The sequence below is a fragment of the Polynucleobacter nymphae genome, assembly GCF_018882155.1.
Taxonomy (GTDB): domain Bacteria; phylum Pseudomonadota; class Gammaproteobacteria; order Burkholderiales; family Burkholderiaceae; genus Polynucleobacter; species Polynucleobacter nymphae.
In genome coordinates, this window is sequence record NZ_JACVPA010000001.1 from 619,018 (window position 1) to 633,557 (window position 14,540).

18 protein-coding genes are annotated in these 14,540 nt (G+C 39.8%); 7 read left to right on the forward strand and 11 right to left on the reverse strand.

What is annotated here, in order from left to right; all coding sequences use genetic code 11:
* Positions 1–17: 17 nt before the first annotated feature.
* On the reverse strand, positions 18–722 hold the full coding sequence (locus ICN29_RS03220; protein ID WP_216129659.1) for a hypothetical protein: 705 nt from the start codon (positions 720–722) through the stop codon (positions 18–20).
* Positions 723–741: 19 nt separating this feature from the next.
* The gene (locus ICN29_RS03225; RefSeq protein ID WP_216129661.1) at positions 742–1,539 is read right to left on the reverse strand and encodes a ferritin-like domain-containing protein; all 798 of its coding nucleotides are present in this window, start codon (positions 1,537–1,539) and stop codon (positions 742–744) included.
* A gap of 224 nt (positions 1,540–1,763) precedes the next feature.
* Here ICN29_RS03225 and ICN29_RS03230 point away from each other — a divergent pair, with 224 nt between their 5' ends.
* A complete protein-coding gene (locus tag ICN29_RS03230; protein WP_216129663.1) occupies positions 1,764–2,402 on the forward strand; it encodes a class I SAM-dependent methyltransferase in 639 nt (212 codons plus the stop codon).
* Positions 2,403–2,692: 290 nt separating this feature from the next.
* Here ICN29_RS03230 and ICN29_RS03235 read toward each other — a convergent pair whose 3' ends face one another.
* On the reverse strand, positions 2,693–3,463 hold the full coding sequence (locus tag ICN29_RS03235; protein ID WP_216129665.1) for a DNA-methyltransferase: 771 nt from the start codon (positions 3,461–3,463) through the stop codon (positions 2,693–2,695).
* A 94-nt stretch (positions 3,464–3,557) separates the two neighbouring features.
* Here ICN29_RS03235 and ICN29_RS03240 point away from each other — a divergent pair, with 94 nt between their 5' ends.
* On the forward strand, positions 3,558–4,313 hold the full coding sequence (locus tag ICN29_RS03240) for an MvaI/BcnI family restriction endonuclease (RefSeq protein WP_216129667.1): 756 nt from the start codon (positions 3,558–3,560) through the stop codon (positions 4,311–4,313).
* Between the two features lie 34 nt (positions 4,314–4,347).
* Here the strand turns inward: ICN29_RS03240 and ICN29_RS03245 are convergent, their stop codons facing one another.
* Positions 4,348–4,728: a hypothetical protein gene (locus ICN29_RS03245; protein ID WP_216129669.1), complete on the reverse strand. Its 381-nt coding sequence runs from the start codon at positions 4,726–4,728 to the stop codon at positions 4,348–4,350.
* Between the two features lie 170 nt (positions 4,729–4,898).
* Between ICN29_RS03245 and ICN29_RS03250 the strand changes: the two genes are divergently transcribed.
* Positions 4,899–5,450 (forward strand): hypothetical protein, encoded by a 552-nt coding sequence (locus ICN29_RS03250; protein ID WP_216129671.1) that lies wholly within the window; start codon positions 4,899–4,901, stop codon positions 5,448–5,450.
* On the opposite strand, the gene ICN29_RS03255 is transcribed toward ICN29_RS03250, so the two are convergent.
* Positions 5,451–6,116 carry a tyrosine-type recombinase/integrase gene (locus tag ICN29_RS03255; protein ID WP_369411623.1) on the reverse strand — a complete coding sequence of 222 codons (666 nt, stop codon included), beginning with the start codon at positions 6,114–6,116 and terminating at the stop codon, positions 5,451–5,453.
* 244 nt (positions 6,117–6,360) lie between these two features.
* Between ICN29_RS03255 and ICN29_RS10805 the strand changes: the two genes are divergently transcribed.
* Entirely contained in the window at positions 6,361–6,705 is a 345-nt protein-coding gene (locus tag ICN29_RS10805) for a DUF3147 family protein (protein ID WP_500797027.1), read from the forward strand.
* Positions 6,706–6,805: 100 nt separating this feature from the next.
* Here the strand turns inward: ICN29_RS10805 and ICN29_RS03260 are convergent, their stop codons facing one another.
* Positions 6,806–7,363, reverse strand: a complete 558-nt coding sequence (locus ICN29_RS03260) for a hypothetical protein (protein WP_216129673.1) — start codon at positions 7,361–7,363, stop codon at positions 6,806–6,808.
* A 185-nt stretch (positions 7,364–7,548) separates the two neighbouring features.
* Between ICN29_RS03260 and ICN29_RS03265 the strand changes: the two genes are divergently transcribed.
* Together ICN29_RS03265 and ICN29_RS03270 are read left to right on the forward strand one after the other, a co-directional pair.
* Positions 7,549–7,983: a DUF6641 family protein gene (locus ICN29_RS03265; RefSeq protein WP_255538047.1), complete on the forward strand. Its 435-nt coding sequence runs from the start codon at positions 7,549–7,551 to the stop codon at positions 7,981–7,983.
* 54 nt (positions 7,984–8,037) lie between these two features.
* Positions 8,038–8,517 (forward strand): hypothetical protein, encoded by a 480-nt coding sequence (locus ICN29_RS03270; RefSeq protein ID WP_216129677.1) that lies wholly within the window; start codon positions 8,038–8,040, stop codon positions 8,515–8,517.
* 201 nt (positions 8,518–8,718) lie between these two features.
* On the opposite strand, the gene ICN29_RS03275 is transcribed toward ICN29_RS03270, so the two are convergent.
* From ICN29_RS03275 to ICN29_RS03295, 5 genes are all read right to left on the reverse strand, one after another.
* Entirely contained in the window at positions 8,719–9,978 is a 1,260-nt protein-coding gene (locus tag ICN29_RS03275; RefSeq protein WP_216129679.1) for a tyrosine-type recombinase/integrase, read from the reverse strand.
* A gap of 160 nt (positions 9,979–10,138) precedes the next feature.
* Positions 10,139–11,746: a glutamine-hydrolyzing GMP synthase gene (gene guaA, locus ICN29_RS03280; protein WP_216131967.1), complete on the reverse strand. Its 1,608-nt coding sequence runs from the start codon at positions 11,744–11,746 to the stop codon at positions 10,139–10,141.
* 37 nt (positions 11,747–11,783) lie between these two features.
* Positions 11,784–13,247, reverse strand: a complete 1,464-nt coding sequence (gene guaB, locus ICN29_RS03285; RefSeq protein ID WP_216129681.1) for an IMP dehydrogenase — start codon at positions 13,245–13,247, stop codon at positions 11,784–11,786.
* Positions 13,248–13,273: 26 nt separating this feature from the next.
* On the reverse strand, positions 13,274–13,624 hold the full coding sequence (locus tag ICN29_RS03290; protein WP_216129684.1) for an RnfH family protein: 351 nt from the start codon (positions 13,622–13,624) through the stop codon (positions 13,274–13,276).
* Positions 13,617–14,048, reverse strand: a complete 432-nt coding sequence (locus tag ICN29_RS03295; RefSeq protein ID WP_216129686.1) for a type II toxin-antitoxin system RatA family toxin — start codon at positions 14,046–14,048, stop codon at positions 13,617–13,619. The genes ICN29_RS03290 and ICN29_RS03295 overlap by 8 nt, the downstream gene beginning before the upstream one ends.
* A 25-nt stretch (positions 14,049–14,073) precedes the next feature.
* Here ICN29_RS03295 and smpB point away from each other — a divergent pair, with 25 nt between their 5' ends.
* The gene (gene smpB, locus ICN29_RS03300) at positions 14,074–14,526 is read left to right on the forward strand and encodes an SsrA-binding protein SmpB (protein ID WP_216129688.1); all 453 of its coding nucleotides are present in this window, start codon (positions 14,074–14,076) and stop codon (positions 14,524–14,526) included.
* The last annotated feature ends 14 nt before the right edge of the window (positions 14,527–14,540 follow it).

A 14,540-nucleotide genomic window follows, 5' to 3' on the forward strand; every position in this document is an offset into this window, starting at 1 on the left:
TATTTTAAGCGCTTTACTTACTTCCAGGAGACAAGCTCCCACTCAAGATAATCTTCCCAGTAAGCGTTAGCCCAATAGATCCCAGGAGTGATATAACGCCCATATCCCCAGCGGATAACCCAACGCCCAATCTCAGGGGCAAGCCAAATATCCTCTTGGCGATAATTACGCACCCTAAATAGATCATTACTCTCAAAATAGGGGGCTACGTTCTGATATTTTAAAGTCAAAAACTGCCCTGCTGGTACCGTCATTTGCTCCCACTGAATTGCAGTGACTTCCATTGCCCAGGAGTAACTAGAGCTAGGGTAGCCGGGAACTTGGTACCGGGTTTGAAAAAATCCCGTCCACTTAGGAAGTAATTGCTCAGGCCAAGTAGGGATTGCTTGTTGAAATAATAGCGGAGGACTCCAATGGGGATCTTGCAAAATATACCCCCAGGGAGATTGAATCTCGTCAGGCAAACGGCCTGCTTTTACTCCAGTGCGTTCTATACGTACTTCTTTATCAACTGCCACTACTCTTTCGGTAACAGTGTCGACTACTGCCTGATTAAAAACATTGCGTACTGTATATACCCACTCTTGGCCTACTTTTGGTGGCCTTACTTTAGGGGCGACTTCTGGTGAAGGTAAAGCAACTCCTGCAGGATAGGGTTGATAAGAAATACACCCTGTCAGAATGACCGTTAGCAATACTGGTAGTAGACGCGGAAAATTCATACACTCCCCAAGTTTTGAATTATGTTCCAAGCAGGCTTAATTCTTCAGCAGTAAATCCAGCTTGTTTACGAGCCTCTATGTTGAATGGACCTCTTAATATAGGAGCGCAGTATTGTCTTGCTAACTCTTTGTACGTTGCAATCGGAGATAAGTTCTTCTTGGCACATAAAAAATTAAACCATTGATTACCAATCAGAACGTGCCCTACTTCATCCCTGAGAATAATTTCCAATATTTCAACGACTTGTTGATCTTTAATTTGCTTAAAACGATCTCGAATGGCTGGAACAGCATCTAAACCTCTCGCCTCCATGGTCCGAGGGACTAGAGCCATTCTGGCAATCACCGCATCTGTTGTTCTCTCAACCATTTCCCATAGACTGTTGTGGGCCGGGAAATCACCGTAGGTAACGCCAACAGATTGCAGATGACTCTCAATCAAACTGAAATGGTAAGCCTCTTCTTTAGCAACCTTTAACCAATCCACATAATATTGGGCAGGCATATTAGCAAATCGCCAAATTGCATCAAGCGCAAGATTCATTGCATTAAATTCAATATGCGCAAGTGAGTGGAGCAGAGAGAGCCTGCCCTCAAGAGTATCCATTTTTCTTTTGGGAACAGTCAATGGCGGAACCAACACTGGCTTTGATGGACGCCCAGGAAGAATAAGTCCTTGTGAACTTAAATCAGCAGAAACATCTAGATCAATACATTGACGATGGTAATCATCAAACAATTGCTGCACCCGCTCAACCTTAATTTTCGGAAGAGTGATTGCTAATAGTTCAAGGGCGGTTTGACGTAACTCAGGCATCTAGGGTGAAAACTAAAAGTGTTATTCCCACTCAATCGTTGCATAGGTAAAAAACTCGATATTTAAGGGTCTTACAGCACACCAAATCATCTGTGTGTAAGTTTTGCGTGACTTTTTTATTCGTTTTTGTAGTAGCATAGCCTTACGTAACCTATTGTGCTTATTAGATTTTACATGTTTATGGTTACGCATTGCACTACTAAACGGAAAACAATGAGAGAGCAATGAACAGCTCAACATATAACTTCACTAACAGCTGGTTTGAAAGCGATGCAAAAGGAGTGTGGGATTTCCTAATTCCGCAAATAAACCCAACTAAAATACTAGAGGTTGGCTCTTACGAAGGAGCCAGTACTTGCTACCTCATTGAAAAACTTGCGGCTTCGAAAGAAATAGAAATTCATTGTATCGATACCTGGGAAGGTGGAGTAGAGCATAAAAAAGGGGGTGTTGCTGAAGTGGATATGTCTGATGTTGAAAAGCGATTTCACCACAATACTAAAATGGCGATCAGCAAAGTTGAAAACACTGTTGAGCTTATGCTTCACAAAGGATTTAGTGATGTAGCATTATCAAAGTTAATTACTGACGGCAAGCAAGGATATTTCGATTTTATCTACGTTGATGGTTCGCACCAAGCAACCGACGTTTTATGTGACGCACTTCTTGGTTTTAGATTATTAAAGAATAATGGGGTGATAGCTTTTGACGATTATTTGTGGCAAGAAGAACTAGCGTATGGGACTGACCCAATACGTTGCCCAAAAACAGCTATTGATGCCTTTACTAATATTTATTGCAGAAAGATTAGAATTATTAGAGCACCACTCTATCAGCTATACGTTCAAAAAATCAGTGATTAAACCAACTCAACCGCAGCTTTAATTATTGCGGGACGTAAATCAATGTAATTCTGTGAAGTCGTCATATTGCTTTGTCCAGCTAATGCCATTAGCGCCCTCATTCCCACTCCATAAATAGCCTGTATAAAAAATCAATAAAATCAAGTACTTACAAGTAATAATTTAGAGTTGTGTAACATTTGCGTAACATTTTGCATACTTAAGAATTCTTATTAATTTTTGTGAGTGTTAGTGTACATAGGAAAAATATAGAAGTTACACGATGTGTAAGTTAAACAGACAGTTTTTCTTTACTCTAAAAGTGAGTCTGCGTCTTTAAGTTGCTCTAAACATATATTGTAGTACTCCTTACTAAGCTCGCTACCGATATATCTTCTCTTTAATTTTTTACTAACAATAGCTGTAGTTCCAGTGCCTAAAAAAGGATCATAAATAACATCACCTTTTTTAGTAAAGTTTTCAAGTATCGTTTTAATCAGTTCTTGTGGAAAAGTAGCACCATGATTTTGTACCCCCTTCTTCCTTTCTCTTTTAATTTCCCATACATCATCCAATGTACCCCTCTTAAATGTAGCCGTTCTAAATTGCCTACTGATTGGATAATCATTTTCAAACACTAAAATCAATTCACTTCGCCTACTTAAAACTTGCTCTTGCATAGCTGGCTGAGCATGTCCTTTATCCCAAACAATTATTTCTTTTAGATTCTCACTAAATTCACCAATCATTTTGAATATTGAACGCTTGCTACCAGTAACAATTTGAATATTATAAAAAACTAAGTTGCTTATTCTTAGCAACTCTCTTAGAACTTCAGTATGAAATCTGTTGTATTCATCGATAGGAACATTATCAGCGAATCCTTCATATTTTGTACTAATTTCCTTAACTATTTGCCTAGAGCAATATTCACCTTTTCTAATTCTCAAGTTCATGTTGTAAGGTGGAGAGGTAATAACAACATCAACAAAGTTATCTGGAATTCTTTTCATAGTTTCAATACAAGACTCATTAAAAATTGAGTCTAGTAATTGATCATTTTTTACTTTTTTTGCTTTCATACATTGACTATTAATTTCGATTAAGGAAAACACCTATGGCAAACACCTAGGTTTGTGGTCATGATTTCATTGTTACAGCACAGTGAAATTATATATGAATTCCGACAAAATAAAGCAAGAATTTTTGCGTATTAAAGCACTAGGATTTCTTGAAAATGTAAAGACGGACTTTAACGACGGTGCCGCTGGTAATACATTTGAGAAACATTTAGGTGTAAAAGAGAATAACTTAAAAGAGGCAGATTTTGACAATTTTGAAGTAAAGACTAAGAAGACTTATCTTAAAAGTAAATCACCTATATCGTTGTTTACCTTAAAACCTAGCTATCCATCTGATGGTGATAGCTACATGCGTAATAACTGGGGAGTACCTGACCCAAGATATCCAAATGTATTAAGATTTAGTACTTCCTTGTACGCACATAGATGGTCAGTTGTATATAAGAAGTTCAAATACAAAGTAGAAGTAGATCGTAAAACATCAAGGATTTATATTGTAAAAGCAGATCTAAATGAAAATGTACTTGATAGAACTGTTTACTGGAACTTCGAGGATGTACACAACGGAGCAAAGAAGCTACAAAATCTATTCTTGGTAGAAGCAGATATGAGAGTTATTAATGGCAGACATCATTTTCATTACACAAATGCCACAGTTTTTATAGACTATATTGGTCATGAGAATTTTATTGATTTGATGGAGCAAGGCCTTATAAGATACGACAACAGACTTGGTGTATATGGACCAGAACAACCATTAGCCGGTACTCCACATAATCATGGAGGCGGTTTTAGACTAGATAAAAAACTAATAGCTAAGCTATATAACAATGTAATTGAAATTACATAATTGATATAGCTTAGATGAAAAAGTAAGTTAATTTTTATTTTTTCTTCTTACCTATATTTTTTCTGCCTTCTGCCAATTTAGCATTATTTTCTTCTCGCTTCTTGTCTACAGCCTTAATGTAGCTTGCGAAATCACCAGCTTCATAGCTCTTCTTGAATGCTTCAAGCATTGCTTTCTCTGTACCTTTTTTCCAAGGTATTGCCTTTCCATCAAACAGTCCAAAGATACCAATGCTAGGTACAAAGCGTCCATCTCTAAACCAACTCCGAATTGGCTCGCCTTTGAGGTTTAAGACTTCTTCGCCATTGAGCAACTTCTCTTGCTGTTCAATGCCGTGTTCCAACATCTCTTCCGTAGTCAGCTTCTTGTCTGCTTTGATGTCATCAGGCTTGCCGTAAGTTTCAAAGAATCCCATGTGTACTCTCCTTAGTAGTAGCGTTATTGAAAATTACACTCTAGTGTAACGCTTGCCTAGTGTCAATACCTACTTGTCCTAGTCAAAAAGATGAGATAGTATTTTGAGGAATTAGGTGGCTTTATCTTCAAGTCACATCGTACTCATCAACCGTTATGGAAAGGACTGCTATGTACACGCAAGTTATGAACGGGTATACCTATGGTAAATTCTTAATCATTCACGATTATATTAAACCAACTAAAACTGAGATAAAAAGATTGCTAATAAGTAGCTTTGCTGATGAACTAAAAATTCAAAGTTCTAATAGTGATGATCAATATCTTTCGAGAACCATTAGTGAGGCATTTAGAATAACAAATAAACCTCTTCGTCATAAACATTACAGAATATATAGAGTTGATGATACATCTGTATCTACATTCTACGCACTTAGAGATGAATATATAGCTTCTATTTCTTTTACAGAAGATGAGTTCAAACAGCTTGATCTAGCTATTGATTTATTTACAGGCATCAATAATGCCAAGGGAAATGTAGCATTTTGGAAAAATAGTCACGATAGACTTTTACAACAATTTTCAAATACAAAAGTACCGCATAATTATGATATGTCACAATTAGATTTATCCCATGCTATTCAACATGATCTTACCTATGGTACTGCTCTACTAAATCAAGCTATTAGTGACATTAGCAGACTTACTAAGAATTCTTGGTAATTAGACTAACTCTACTGCTTTCCGCATCATATCGTCACTTGCGTCAATGTATACCATTGTTGTCTGTGCTGACCTATGACCCATTAGCTTTTGAAGAACTCTAATGCCTACACCTTTGCTACTAATCTGTGTAGCAAATGACCTTCTCATCGAGTGGCTTGATGCGTTATCAATGCCACAAGCTGAAAATAGATAGTGCCAGTACTGTGTTAGTGTGTTTGGACTAAATCCGTCACTGGTCTTTTTCTGCGAGTAAAACAGCTTACGCTTTCGGTCTGAAATGTCCAATGTCTTAATGTAAGCCTCAAGTTCTTTGTATAGCTTTTCACTTACATAAATTGTCCTTGCTACATTACCTTTTGTAATATCAGACTTGAGTAGTATTTCACGCTTTACATTGCCATCGGTATCTACAGCGTCCTCTATTCGTAAAGCACTTGTCTCCCCTACCCTAGTTCCCGCACAATACATCAAATAAAGCATAGCCCTATTTCTAGAACTATGCTTGCGTGTAGTAATATAATCAAGTACTCGTCTAAATTCTTGCTGTGTTAATGTCTTAGCTTGCTTTGCCATCTTGTTCACCTCAAATGTAATGTTTTCTACATTTTTAGTGTATTGTCTTGTATTCGAAATTCCTACCTGTTTTTGTTCTTTTTTAGTCATAGTGTTTTCTTATTCAAAATCAACGACTTAGCTTATCTTTTGAGTAAAATATAACAAAATATGCTATTTTCTTATATTCACTTCTAAGTGTCGTTGCTGTAGTGCCACACTTATTTAACTGTTTGCGTACAAGCCCTACAAGCTGTTGATACGCTTTTCTGCTGTCCTAGTATTCAGCTTACAGTTTTAAGCGTTTGTAGCTTGTTCTAGTGCGTTGCTTTAGAATGTAGAAAAAGGAGTTGTTATGCTTTATGCTTTGAAAACGCTTTTAAGTGCTTTAATTATTGTGATTGCTACAGAACTTAGTAAGCGTAGCAGTAGCTTAGCCGCATTCATTTTGGCACTACCTATTGTGTCAATTATTGCTATCTGTTGGATTTACTATGAAAGTGAAGATACTTTGAAGATAGCTGACATTACATATGAAACCTTTTGGTATGTCCTACCTACGCTACCAATGTTTCTTCTAATGTCTTATCTTTTGCGTAATGGATATAACTTTTATCTTTCTCTATTAACCTGTTGTGTAATTACATCTATCTTGTTTGCTTTAACTAAGTATCTTGTATCTAAGTTCTTACTTATTTGAGTGTTTACTTAATTTTAGGCAAAGCTACGCTAATTAAGCACTCTTTAAGTGCTTATTAACCATTAACCGCAAGCGTCAACTAAGGACTAGAGTGCTTAGATTAGTAAAAGTAAAGCCTGTTCAGCTCTAGCTTATCTATCTTTTTTGTAATGTATACCGACCAACCTTCTTTAATCTCTTCAACTTTGTATCTAAACATCTTGTCCTCACTATCTTTGTCGGCACGATAGTTTGGATTGCTCATCTCAAATTCACCACTCAAATCTATAGCCTTTACAACTTTTTCATGGAACTGTTCAGCTGTATAGCTATCTGGCTTTTGTAGCAAGAAATGTGTGTGTAAATTGATACAGCTACTGTTGTCACCTTCTATGCTTCCTACAACTACTAATTTTTTGCCATCACGCTTGTATGCGTTTTTAAGCACCAGTTTATTAATCAAGTGTACAAGTCTAGCGTTAGCCTTCTCTAGCTCATCTTTAGTCAAGTGCCTGTACACCTTGCCATCTACAGCATAGCGTGACTTAGCCACATGCTTGTAATAGACTTTTTTAGGCATGACAGTAAGACCTTGTGTCAGTCCAAGTTCCTTAGCATTTGTCAGCCATTTAACTACTTCAAGTCTTACATCTTTTTTGTCTACTACTTGCTTAAGCATAATTACACCTATATTTTTTATATAGATATATTTATGCTTTATGTAAGGATAGCGTGAATTTTTATGAAAAAGTTATATTAATCATAGACTTACGGAAGATTTTCAAAGTGTTTTGGTAGGAAAAGTGACTAAAAGGTATTACATTAACTATTCCTTTAACTACTTTGGAGTATGAAATGGCTACTATGTCAGCACTTAAACTTGTTACAAGTAAGAAGCAATCTACTGTTAGCCCAGTAGTCAATCGCAGATTGAAATTGCTTTCTAAAGTACATGAACAGATTGAACTATGTACAGCTAAAAAAGAAGGTAATAGCTACGCACCTAAGCGTCTTAAAACATTCATAGATAAAACAACTGGTGAACGCAAGACTATTGAGACTATTAAGAGAGTTAAAGAATGGTTCTGGATTAGCGATACAGGCAAGATTCATCTTGCTATTAAGTACGGCTCTAAGACTCTTATGCTTAATAAGAAAGGTGCTAACGCTATTGAAGTTAGCAATGGTGATGAACTTATTAGCACACTTAAACACATCGCTGGCTCAATTGAAAATGGCGAGCTAGATGAGTTTATCAATGATGTAAGTAAAGCTACACGAGACAGCTTCGCAAAGTAGCTATTATTTTGTACAAGTATCCTTTTCTATAAATATAAGAAAAGGATACTTAGTATGCGACTATTTGAGTTCACAAACGCTGAAGAACAGCTTAAGCTATTACAACTAATATTTGATACTACTTTTAGTACGATTAGACAGCAAGCAGAGCAACAAGCTAGAGAAAAGACAGAACAAGCTAGATTAAGTAAGTTGAAGCCTAAGCGTAAATCTAGTAGCAAAGCTAAGTCAATACCAAGTATCAAAGCACCATCCCTACCTAAGCCCCCTACTAAGCCTAGCAAGCCTACTACCAACCCCAACCAACCCTTAGCTAAATCTAGTCAACCCCCTAATAATCTATCTAGTCACCCTACCCAACCCCCAACAAATAGCCCTACTACCCTACCCAATAAAACAGTAGCCCCCACAGCTTTACCCCACATCAAGCCCATACCCCCTATCAAGCCTACTGTAGCTACCAAGTACCCTATCAAGTCAAAGCTGAATAGACAGCTATACCCACATGAAGATGACGAGAAAGACAGCTACTAGAAATGGGTCCTAGCTTTGTAAAAAAATTGCTACGCGGATTTTTAGCATATAGCTGAAACTTTCGGGCTGGTGATTTCTTACCTATACCCCCACCATATTTGCTACAAATGCGTCTTTCGGCGTTATATATAGGTGTTTACACCATTTTTCATAGTAATTTGTAAAACCATGAGCATGGTGACGACAGGCATAGTTAAAATACTATGTAGGCACAATCATTCCATCTATTGTGTAGTATCCAGCCATTGCTTGCGTTGTTAAAATATCTTCATCAATATGATAGTAAGTCTTTTCAATTTGAGCCCTACTTGTACCACACATGTCAGCTACAGCTTTATAACTTAATCCAGCCTTAATTCTGTTTGTAATGAAGTAATGTCTAAAGCTATATGGCACTAACTTCCTCTTACCTACATCAATTTCAGCCGCTTCTAATATCTTTTTAAAGTGATGTGTAACTGCTCTTTGGCTTACAACATTAATTCCATTAAAACTAAAGATAAAGTTCTCACCGTATAGTTGCTTAGAATGCGTAGGAGTTGTTAGATTGAATAAGTTTTGAAAATACTCCATATCTCTTATCTTTACTACACGAGATTTTCTTACTTTACTTGTTTCTTTTCTTACATTTATCTTTATAAAATCTATCTCTTCTTTATTAATTGTTTGATTTTGGAATGTAATGTCTTTCCATTTCAACTGTTTTTGCTCACCAGTTCTCAGTCCACAAATAGAAGAAATTAGTAGATAGTGACCAGATAGAACTCGTGCCTTATTTTCTAAGTCTGTTAAATCCTTCATTGCTTCTTCAATGTACTTAGGTATAGCCAATCTAAAAGCCCATACCTCTTCATCTGTAAACGATGATCGTCTTACTGCCTCTTCTGGTGTATTGCGTATTGATATTGTTTCAAAGTCAAATCCATCAATGTAAACTTCACCTTTTTTATGAAGCCACTTCATCATTGAGTTGATAGTACTTTGCTCACCAGCTATTGTTGATAAAGCTATAGTCTTTGTAGCACTTGGATTTTCTCTAGTTTTAGCATAATCTGCACAGCTATCTCTATCTAACTCTTTTAGCTTTGTATCACGCTCTATAAAGTCTAACCAATGGTCTAGATGTGATCGTATTGTCCCGTACCTACCTTTAACAATACTCTTAGTAGTTCTACTTTCTATGTGTCCTTTTCTGTACTCCAAGTACATCAATACTCCATCTTTAGCTGTCTTTGAGTAATATGTCTTTCCGCTATCTGTTTCGCTCTTAATTTTGACAAAGTGTTTTTTAGCTTTTTCTATTGCTACATCTATGTTCTTAGTCTTTAAGCTAAGTCTCACATACCTACGCTCTTTTTCAAGCCAATAGCGAAACTGCCATATGTCACCCCTTTTGTATATGACAGCCTCATCGTAAATCAGTATTTCTTCTTCACTAAATGTCTTTTTCTTCAGTGTCATTTTGCGGGCTTGGGTAGTTACAGTTTTGAATAGCTACTTCAGTGTGTAGCAAGTTGTGTAACTGTAACTTCTAATAGCACTTAAACGCAAGTGTTTTTTGCGTTTGTGTGATTTTTGTGTAACTTTAAGTCCTTATAAATCAACGACTTAGGCTCAGTTACTACTCCCACTCAATCGTTGCGGGTGGTTTTCCACTAATGTCGTACACCACGCGATTGATGCCGCTCACTTCATTGATGATGCGATTAGAAACTTTACCTAACAACTCATGTGGCAAGTGTGCCCAATGCGCAGTCATAAAATCCTGTGTTTGGACTGCTCTAAGTGCAACTACATACTCATAGGTTCTGCCATCTCCCATGACACCAACAGACTTTACTGGGAGAAATACTGCAAAGGCCTGACTAGTTAAGTCATACCAAGATTTTTGACTTGTCTCATCGATGGTATTCCGCAATTCTTCAATAAAGATAGCATCAGCACGTTGCAGGAGAGTTGCAAACTCTGCTTTAACTTCGCCCAAAATACGCACACCCAGACCTGGTCCAGGAAATGGATGGCGATACACCATTTCACGAGGCAAACCTAATGCCACACCGAGTTCACGTACTTCATCTTTAAACAATTCACGCAAAGGCTCTAACAACTTCAGATGCATGTCCTCAGGCAGGCCACCGACATTATGGTGACTCTTAATGGTATGAGCGCCCTTCTTGCCTTTGCCAGCCGACTCAATCACGTCTGGGTAGATCGTTCCTTGGGCAAGCCACTGGGCATTCTTGATTTTTCCAGATTCACTCTGAAAAATCTCTACGAACTCTTTACCGATAATTTTGCGTTTGGCTTCGGGATCAGCAACACCAGCTAACTGACCCATAAAAGTTTTGGCTGCATCAACACGAATCACTTTTACACCTAGGTTACGCGCAAACATCTCCATCACCATATCGCCTTCATTGAGGCGAAGCAGCCCATGGTCAACAAACACACAAGTCAGTTGATCGCCAATGGCACGATGGATGAGAGCAGCAGCAACACTAGAGTCAACACCACCTGATAAACCCAGAATGACTTCTTCACTGCCTACTTGCTTGCGAATATGTTCAACAGCCTCGCTGATGTAGTCGCCCATCACCCAATCAGGCTTGCACTGACATATATCGTGTACGAAGCGCTCAATAATCGCAGTACCTTGAATGGTGTGGGTTACTTCTGGATGGAACTGAAATGCATAGAAGCGGCGCTCTTCATCTGCCATACCAGCGATAGGACAAGAGTCAGTAGAGGCCATCAACTTAAATGAAGGTGGCAAAGTCGTTACTGAGTCGCCATGACTCATCCACACCTTGAGAATGCCATGACCTTCGCTGGTAGAAAAGTCTTGTATACCTTTGAGGAGATTGGTGTGGCCATGAGCACGAACCTCAGCATAGCCAAACTCCCGCGCTTTACCTAATGACTCAGCAGATGCAACTGCACCACCCAACTGAGTTGCCATCGTTTGCATGCCATAGCAAATACCGAGAACAGGCACACCTAGATCAAAAACGATTTGAGGTGCGCGTGGGCTACCAACTTCTGTTACTGAGCTTGGGCCACCCGAGAGAATAATTCCCTTGCCGCCCTGCTCTTGAACGAATTTGCGTATGAATTCTGGATCACAATCATAGGGATGGATCTCTGAATACACCCGTGCATCACGCACACGCCTAGCAATTAATTGGGTTACTTGTGAACCAAAGTCGAGAATCAGTATTTTGTCGTGCACGAAAGAGCCAGTCTTAAATTCAGCCTTCATTTATTTTTTAATCAATGTGGTAATTCGGTGATTCCTTAGTGATCTTCACATCATGAACATGTGACTCACGCACACCCGCAGAAGTAATTTCCACAAAATTGGCTTTTTCATGCAATTCAGCAATGGTTTTACAACCCAGATAACCCATTGAGGAACGAATACCGCCTGTGAGTTGATGCAAGATTGCTAGAACACTACCCTTGTAGGGAACTTGTCCCTCAATGCCTTCTGGAACCAGCTTCTCTGCATTGGCCACGATATCGCTCTGGAAATAGCGATCTGCAGAACCATCAGCCATTGCGCCCAATGAACCCATGCCGCGATAACTCTTGTAAGAACGTCCTTGATATAAGAACACTTCGCCTGGGGCTTCTTCAGTGCCAGCGAACATACCACCCATCATCACAGAACTTGCGCCAGCTGCTAATGCTTTTGCAATATCGCCAGAGTAACGCACACCACCGTCAGCAATTAATGGAATGCCGGTACCCTTTAGTGCAGCAGCTACGTTGACGATCGCAGTAATTTGAGGAACACCAACCCCCGCAACAATCCGAGTAGTACAAATTGAGCCAGGACCAATGCCAACCTTAACGCCATCAGCGCCATGATCAACTAAAGCCTTAGCTGCATCACCAGTAGCAATATTGCCGCCAATCACTTGCACATGTGGGAATTTTTTCTTCACCCATTTGACGCGATCTAGAACACCTTGGCTATGACCATGAGCAGTATCAACCACAATGACATCTACCCCAGCGCGCACTAAAAGCTCAATACGTTCATCATTATCAGGACCCACACCAACCGCAGCACCCACGCGTAGCTTGCCTTCGCTATCTTTGCAAGCATTAGGGTGTTCAGTGGCCTTCAGAATATCTTTCACAGTGATCAGACCACGTAATTCAAATTTGTCATTCACAACCAATACGCGCTCTAAGCGATGCTGACTCATTAAGCGCTTTGCTTCTTCTAATGAGCAACCTTCTTTCACAGTCACCAAGCGCTCACGTGGAGTCATTTTGGTTTTTACTGGAGCATCTAAATCTTCCTCGAAACGCAAATCACGGTTTGTGATAATGCCGACAACTTCTTTACCAACTAGAACTGGAAATCCAGAGAAGCCATGTTCACGAGAAAGTTGAATCACTTGGCGCAGGGTCACATCTGGAGCAATAGTGATTGGGTCGCGCAGAACCCCTGATTCGTATCGCTTTACTTTGGCTACTTCACGCGCTTGCTCAGCTGGCGTTAAGTTTTTATGAATAATCCCAATGCCGCCTTCACTAGCCATGGCAATTGCCAAACGACCTTCGGTCACGGTATCCATTGCAGCAGACACCAGCGGTGTATTGAGAGAAATTTCTCGAGTTAACTTACTTGCCAGACTGGCATCTCGAGGGAGTACCGATGAATAGGCCGGCACGAGGAGCACATCGTCAAAAGTGAGTGCTTTTTGAATGAGTCGCATACAAAACCCCTAGTCACAAAAACAGATTATAGCCTCCTAGCCTTTCTTTTAGCTGCGGCAGCCTGGAATTTGGCATCCTGGTTCTGGTTGGCCTTCTTACGACGGACGCTCTTGGGGTCAATTAAAAGCGGGGAATACAGCTCCAAACGATCCCCTGAGTAAATGGGGCTATCCCAATCTTTACGCTTTCCAAAGACCCCAAAACAGCCTTTTCTGGCTAAGACTGGGTCATCTTGACCGGTCGCAATACCTGCCCTTACCAAGGCCAAACCCACCGTAGCCAATTCGCCATCTTTGAGAGTTAACTGAAATGAGCTCAGAACGGGGTCACCCTTTCTGGCATCACAAAGCAAGAGATCTAGGCTGCGACTAGCCATCCAGATCCTCCGCCCTTTTCACAAAACAATCCACAAAAGTACCAGCAATATGGCTGAAAACAGGGCCGATGATCTTATCGAGAATGGCACTCTTAAATTCCCAATGGAGCTTAAATTCGACCTTACAGGCATCTTCTCGCAAGGGCACGAAATTCCACTGCCCCGAAAAATGCTTAAAAGGGCCATCTACAAAGACCATATCAATTGTTTCTGGGCGATGGTTGATATTGCGGGTATGGAAAAATTGAGTAATACCCTTGAAATGAATATTAATTTTGGCGTCCAAAACTGTCTCAGTTTGCTCAAAAATCTCTACTCCACCACACCAAGGCAAAAACTCGGGGTAGCGCGCCACATCAGTTACCAAGCCATACATTCGGTCAGCTGAGTGCCCAATTAAAACGGTCTTGTAGACGTCTGCCATAATCGATCTTGGAAGCTAAATAACTATGAGTATCGTCGATAACAAAAAAGCCTTCTTCGATTATTTTATCGAGGAACGCTTCGAGGCCGGGCTTGTACTGGAGGGCTGGGAAGTTAAAGCCATCCGCGCAGGTCGCGCGCACATCAAGGAAGCGTATGTCGTCATTCGCAAGGCGGAGCTTTTCCTGATCGGCTGCCACATCACCCCCCTGCTTTCCGCTTCTACTCATATTGTTCCTGACAGCACCCGCACCAGAAAGCTACTCCTGAATGCCATTGAGATCCGCAAGCTGATCGGCAAAGTAGAGCAAAAAGGCTACACCTTGGTACCACTTAATCTCCATTTCTCCAAAGGCAATGTGAAGTGCGAAATTGGGCTAGCTAGAGGTAAAAAGCAACATGACAAACGCGCCGCCACCAAAGAGCGTGAATGGGAAGTTCAAAAAGGCCGCATTGCTAGAGGCGATTTAAATGCCTAGCGCTTCTGAGAAAA

What these genes read in the sequence shown, in the direction of transcription:
- ICN29_RS03220 (WP_216129659.1), bottom strand. Translation starts at nt 722, where the DNA reads ATGAATTTTCCGCGTCTACTACCAGTATTGCTAACGGTCATTCTGACA.
- ICN29_RS03225 (WP_216129661.1), bottom strand. Translation starts at nt 1,539, where the DNA reads ATGCCTGAGTTACGTCAAACCGCCCTTGAACTATTAGCAATCACTCTT.
- ICN29_RS03230 (WP_216129663.1), top strand. Translation starts at nt 1,764, where the DNA reads ATGAACAGCTCAACATATAACTTCACTAACAGCTGGTTTGAAAGCGAT.
- ICN29_RS03235 (WP_216129665.1), bottom strand. Translation starts at nt 3,463, where the DNA reads ATGAAAGCAAAAAAAGTAAAAAATGATCAATTACTAGACTCAATTTTT.
- ICN29_RS03240 (WP_216129667.1), top strand. Translation starts at nt 3,558, where the DNA reads ATGAATTCCGACAAAATAAAGCAAGAATTTTTGCGTATTAAAGCACTA.
- ICN29_RS03245 (WP_216129669.1), bottom strand. Translation starts at nt 4,728, where the DNA reads ATGGGATTCTTTGAAACTTACGGCAAGCCTGATGACATCAAAGCAGAC.
- ICN29_RS03250 (WP_216129671.1), top strand. Translation starts at nt 4,899, where the DNA reads ATGTACACGCAAGTTATGAACGGGTATACCTATGGTAAATTCTTAATC.
- ICN29_RS03255 (WP_369411623.1), bottom strand. Translation starts at nt 6,116, where the DNA reads ATGACTAAAAAAGAACAAAAACAGGTAGGAATTTCGAATACAAGACAA.
- ICN29_RS10805 (WP_500797027.1), top strand. Translation starts at nt 6,361, where the DNA reads ATGCTTTATGCTTTGAAAACGCTTTTAAGTGCTTTAATTATTGTGATT.
- ICN29_RS03260 (WP_216129673.1), bottom strand. Translation starts at nt 7,363, where the DNA reads ATGCTTAAGCAAGTAGTAGACAAAAAAGATGTAAGACTTGAAGTAGTT.
- ICN29_RS03265 (WP_255538047.1), top strand. Translation starts at nt 7,549, where the DNA reads ATGTCAGCACTTAAACTTGTTACAAGTAAGAAGCAATCTACTGTTAGC.
- ICN29_RS03270 (WP_216129677.1), top strand. Translation starts at nt 8,038, where the DNA reads ATGCGACTATTTGAGTTCACAAACGCTGAAGAACAGCTTAAGCTATTA.
- ICN29_RS03275 (WP_216129679.1), bottom strand. Translation starts at nt 9,978, where the DNA reads ATGACACTGAAGAAAAAGACATTTAGTGAAGAAGAAATACTGATTTAC.
- guaB (WP_216129681.1), bottom strand. Translation starts at nt 13,247, where the DNA reads ATGCGACTCATTCAAAAAGCACTCACTTTTGACGATGTGCTCCTCGTG.
- ICN29_RS03290 (WP_216129684.1), bottom strand. Translation starts at nt 13,624, where the DNA reads ATGGCTAGTCGCAGCCTAGATCTCTTGCTTTGTGATGCCAGAAAGGGT.
- ICN29_RS03295 (WP_216129686.1), bottom strand. Translation starts at nt 14,048, where the DNA reads ATGGCAGACGTCTACAAGACCGTTTTAATTGGGCACTCAGCTGACCGA.
- smpB (WP_216129688.1), top strand. Translation starts at nt 14,074, where the DNA reads ATGAGTATCGTCGATAACAAAAAAGCCTTCTTCGATTATTTTATCGAG.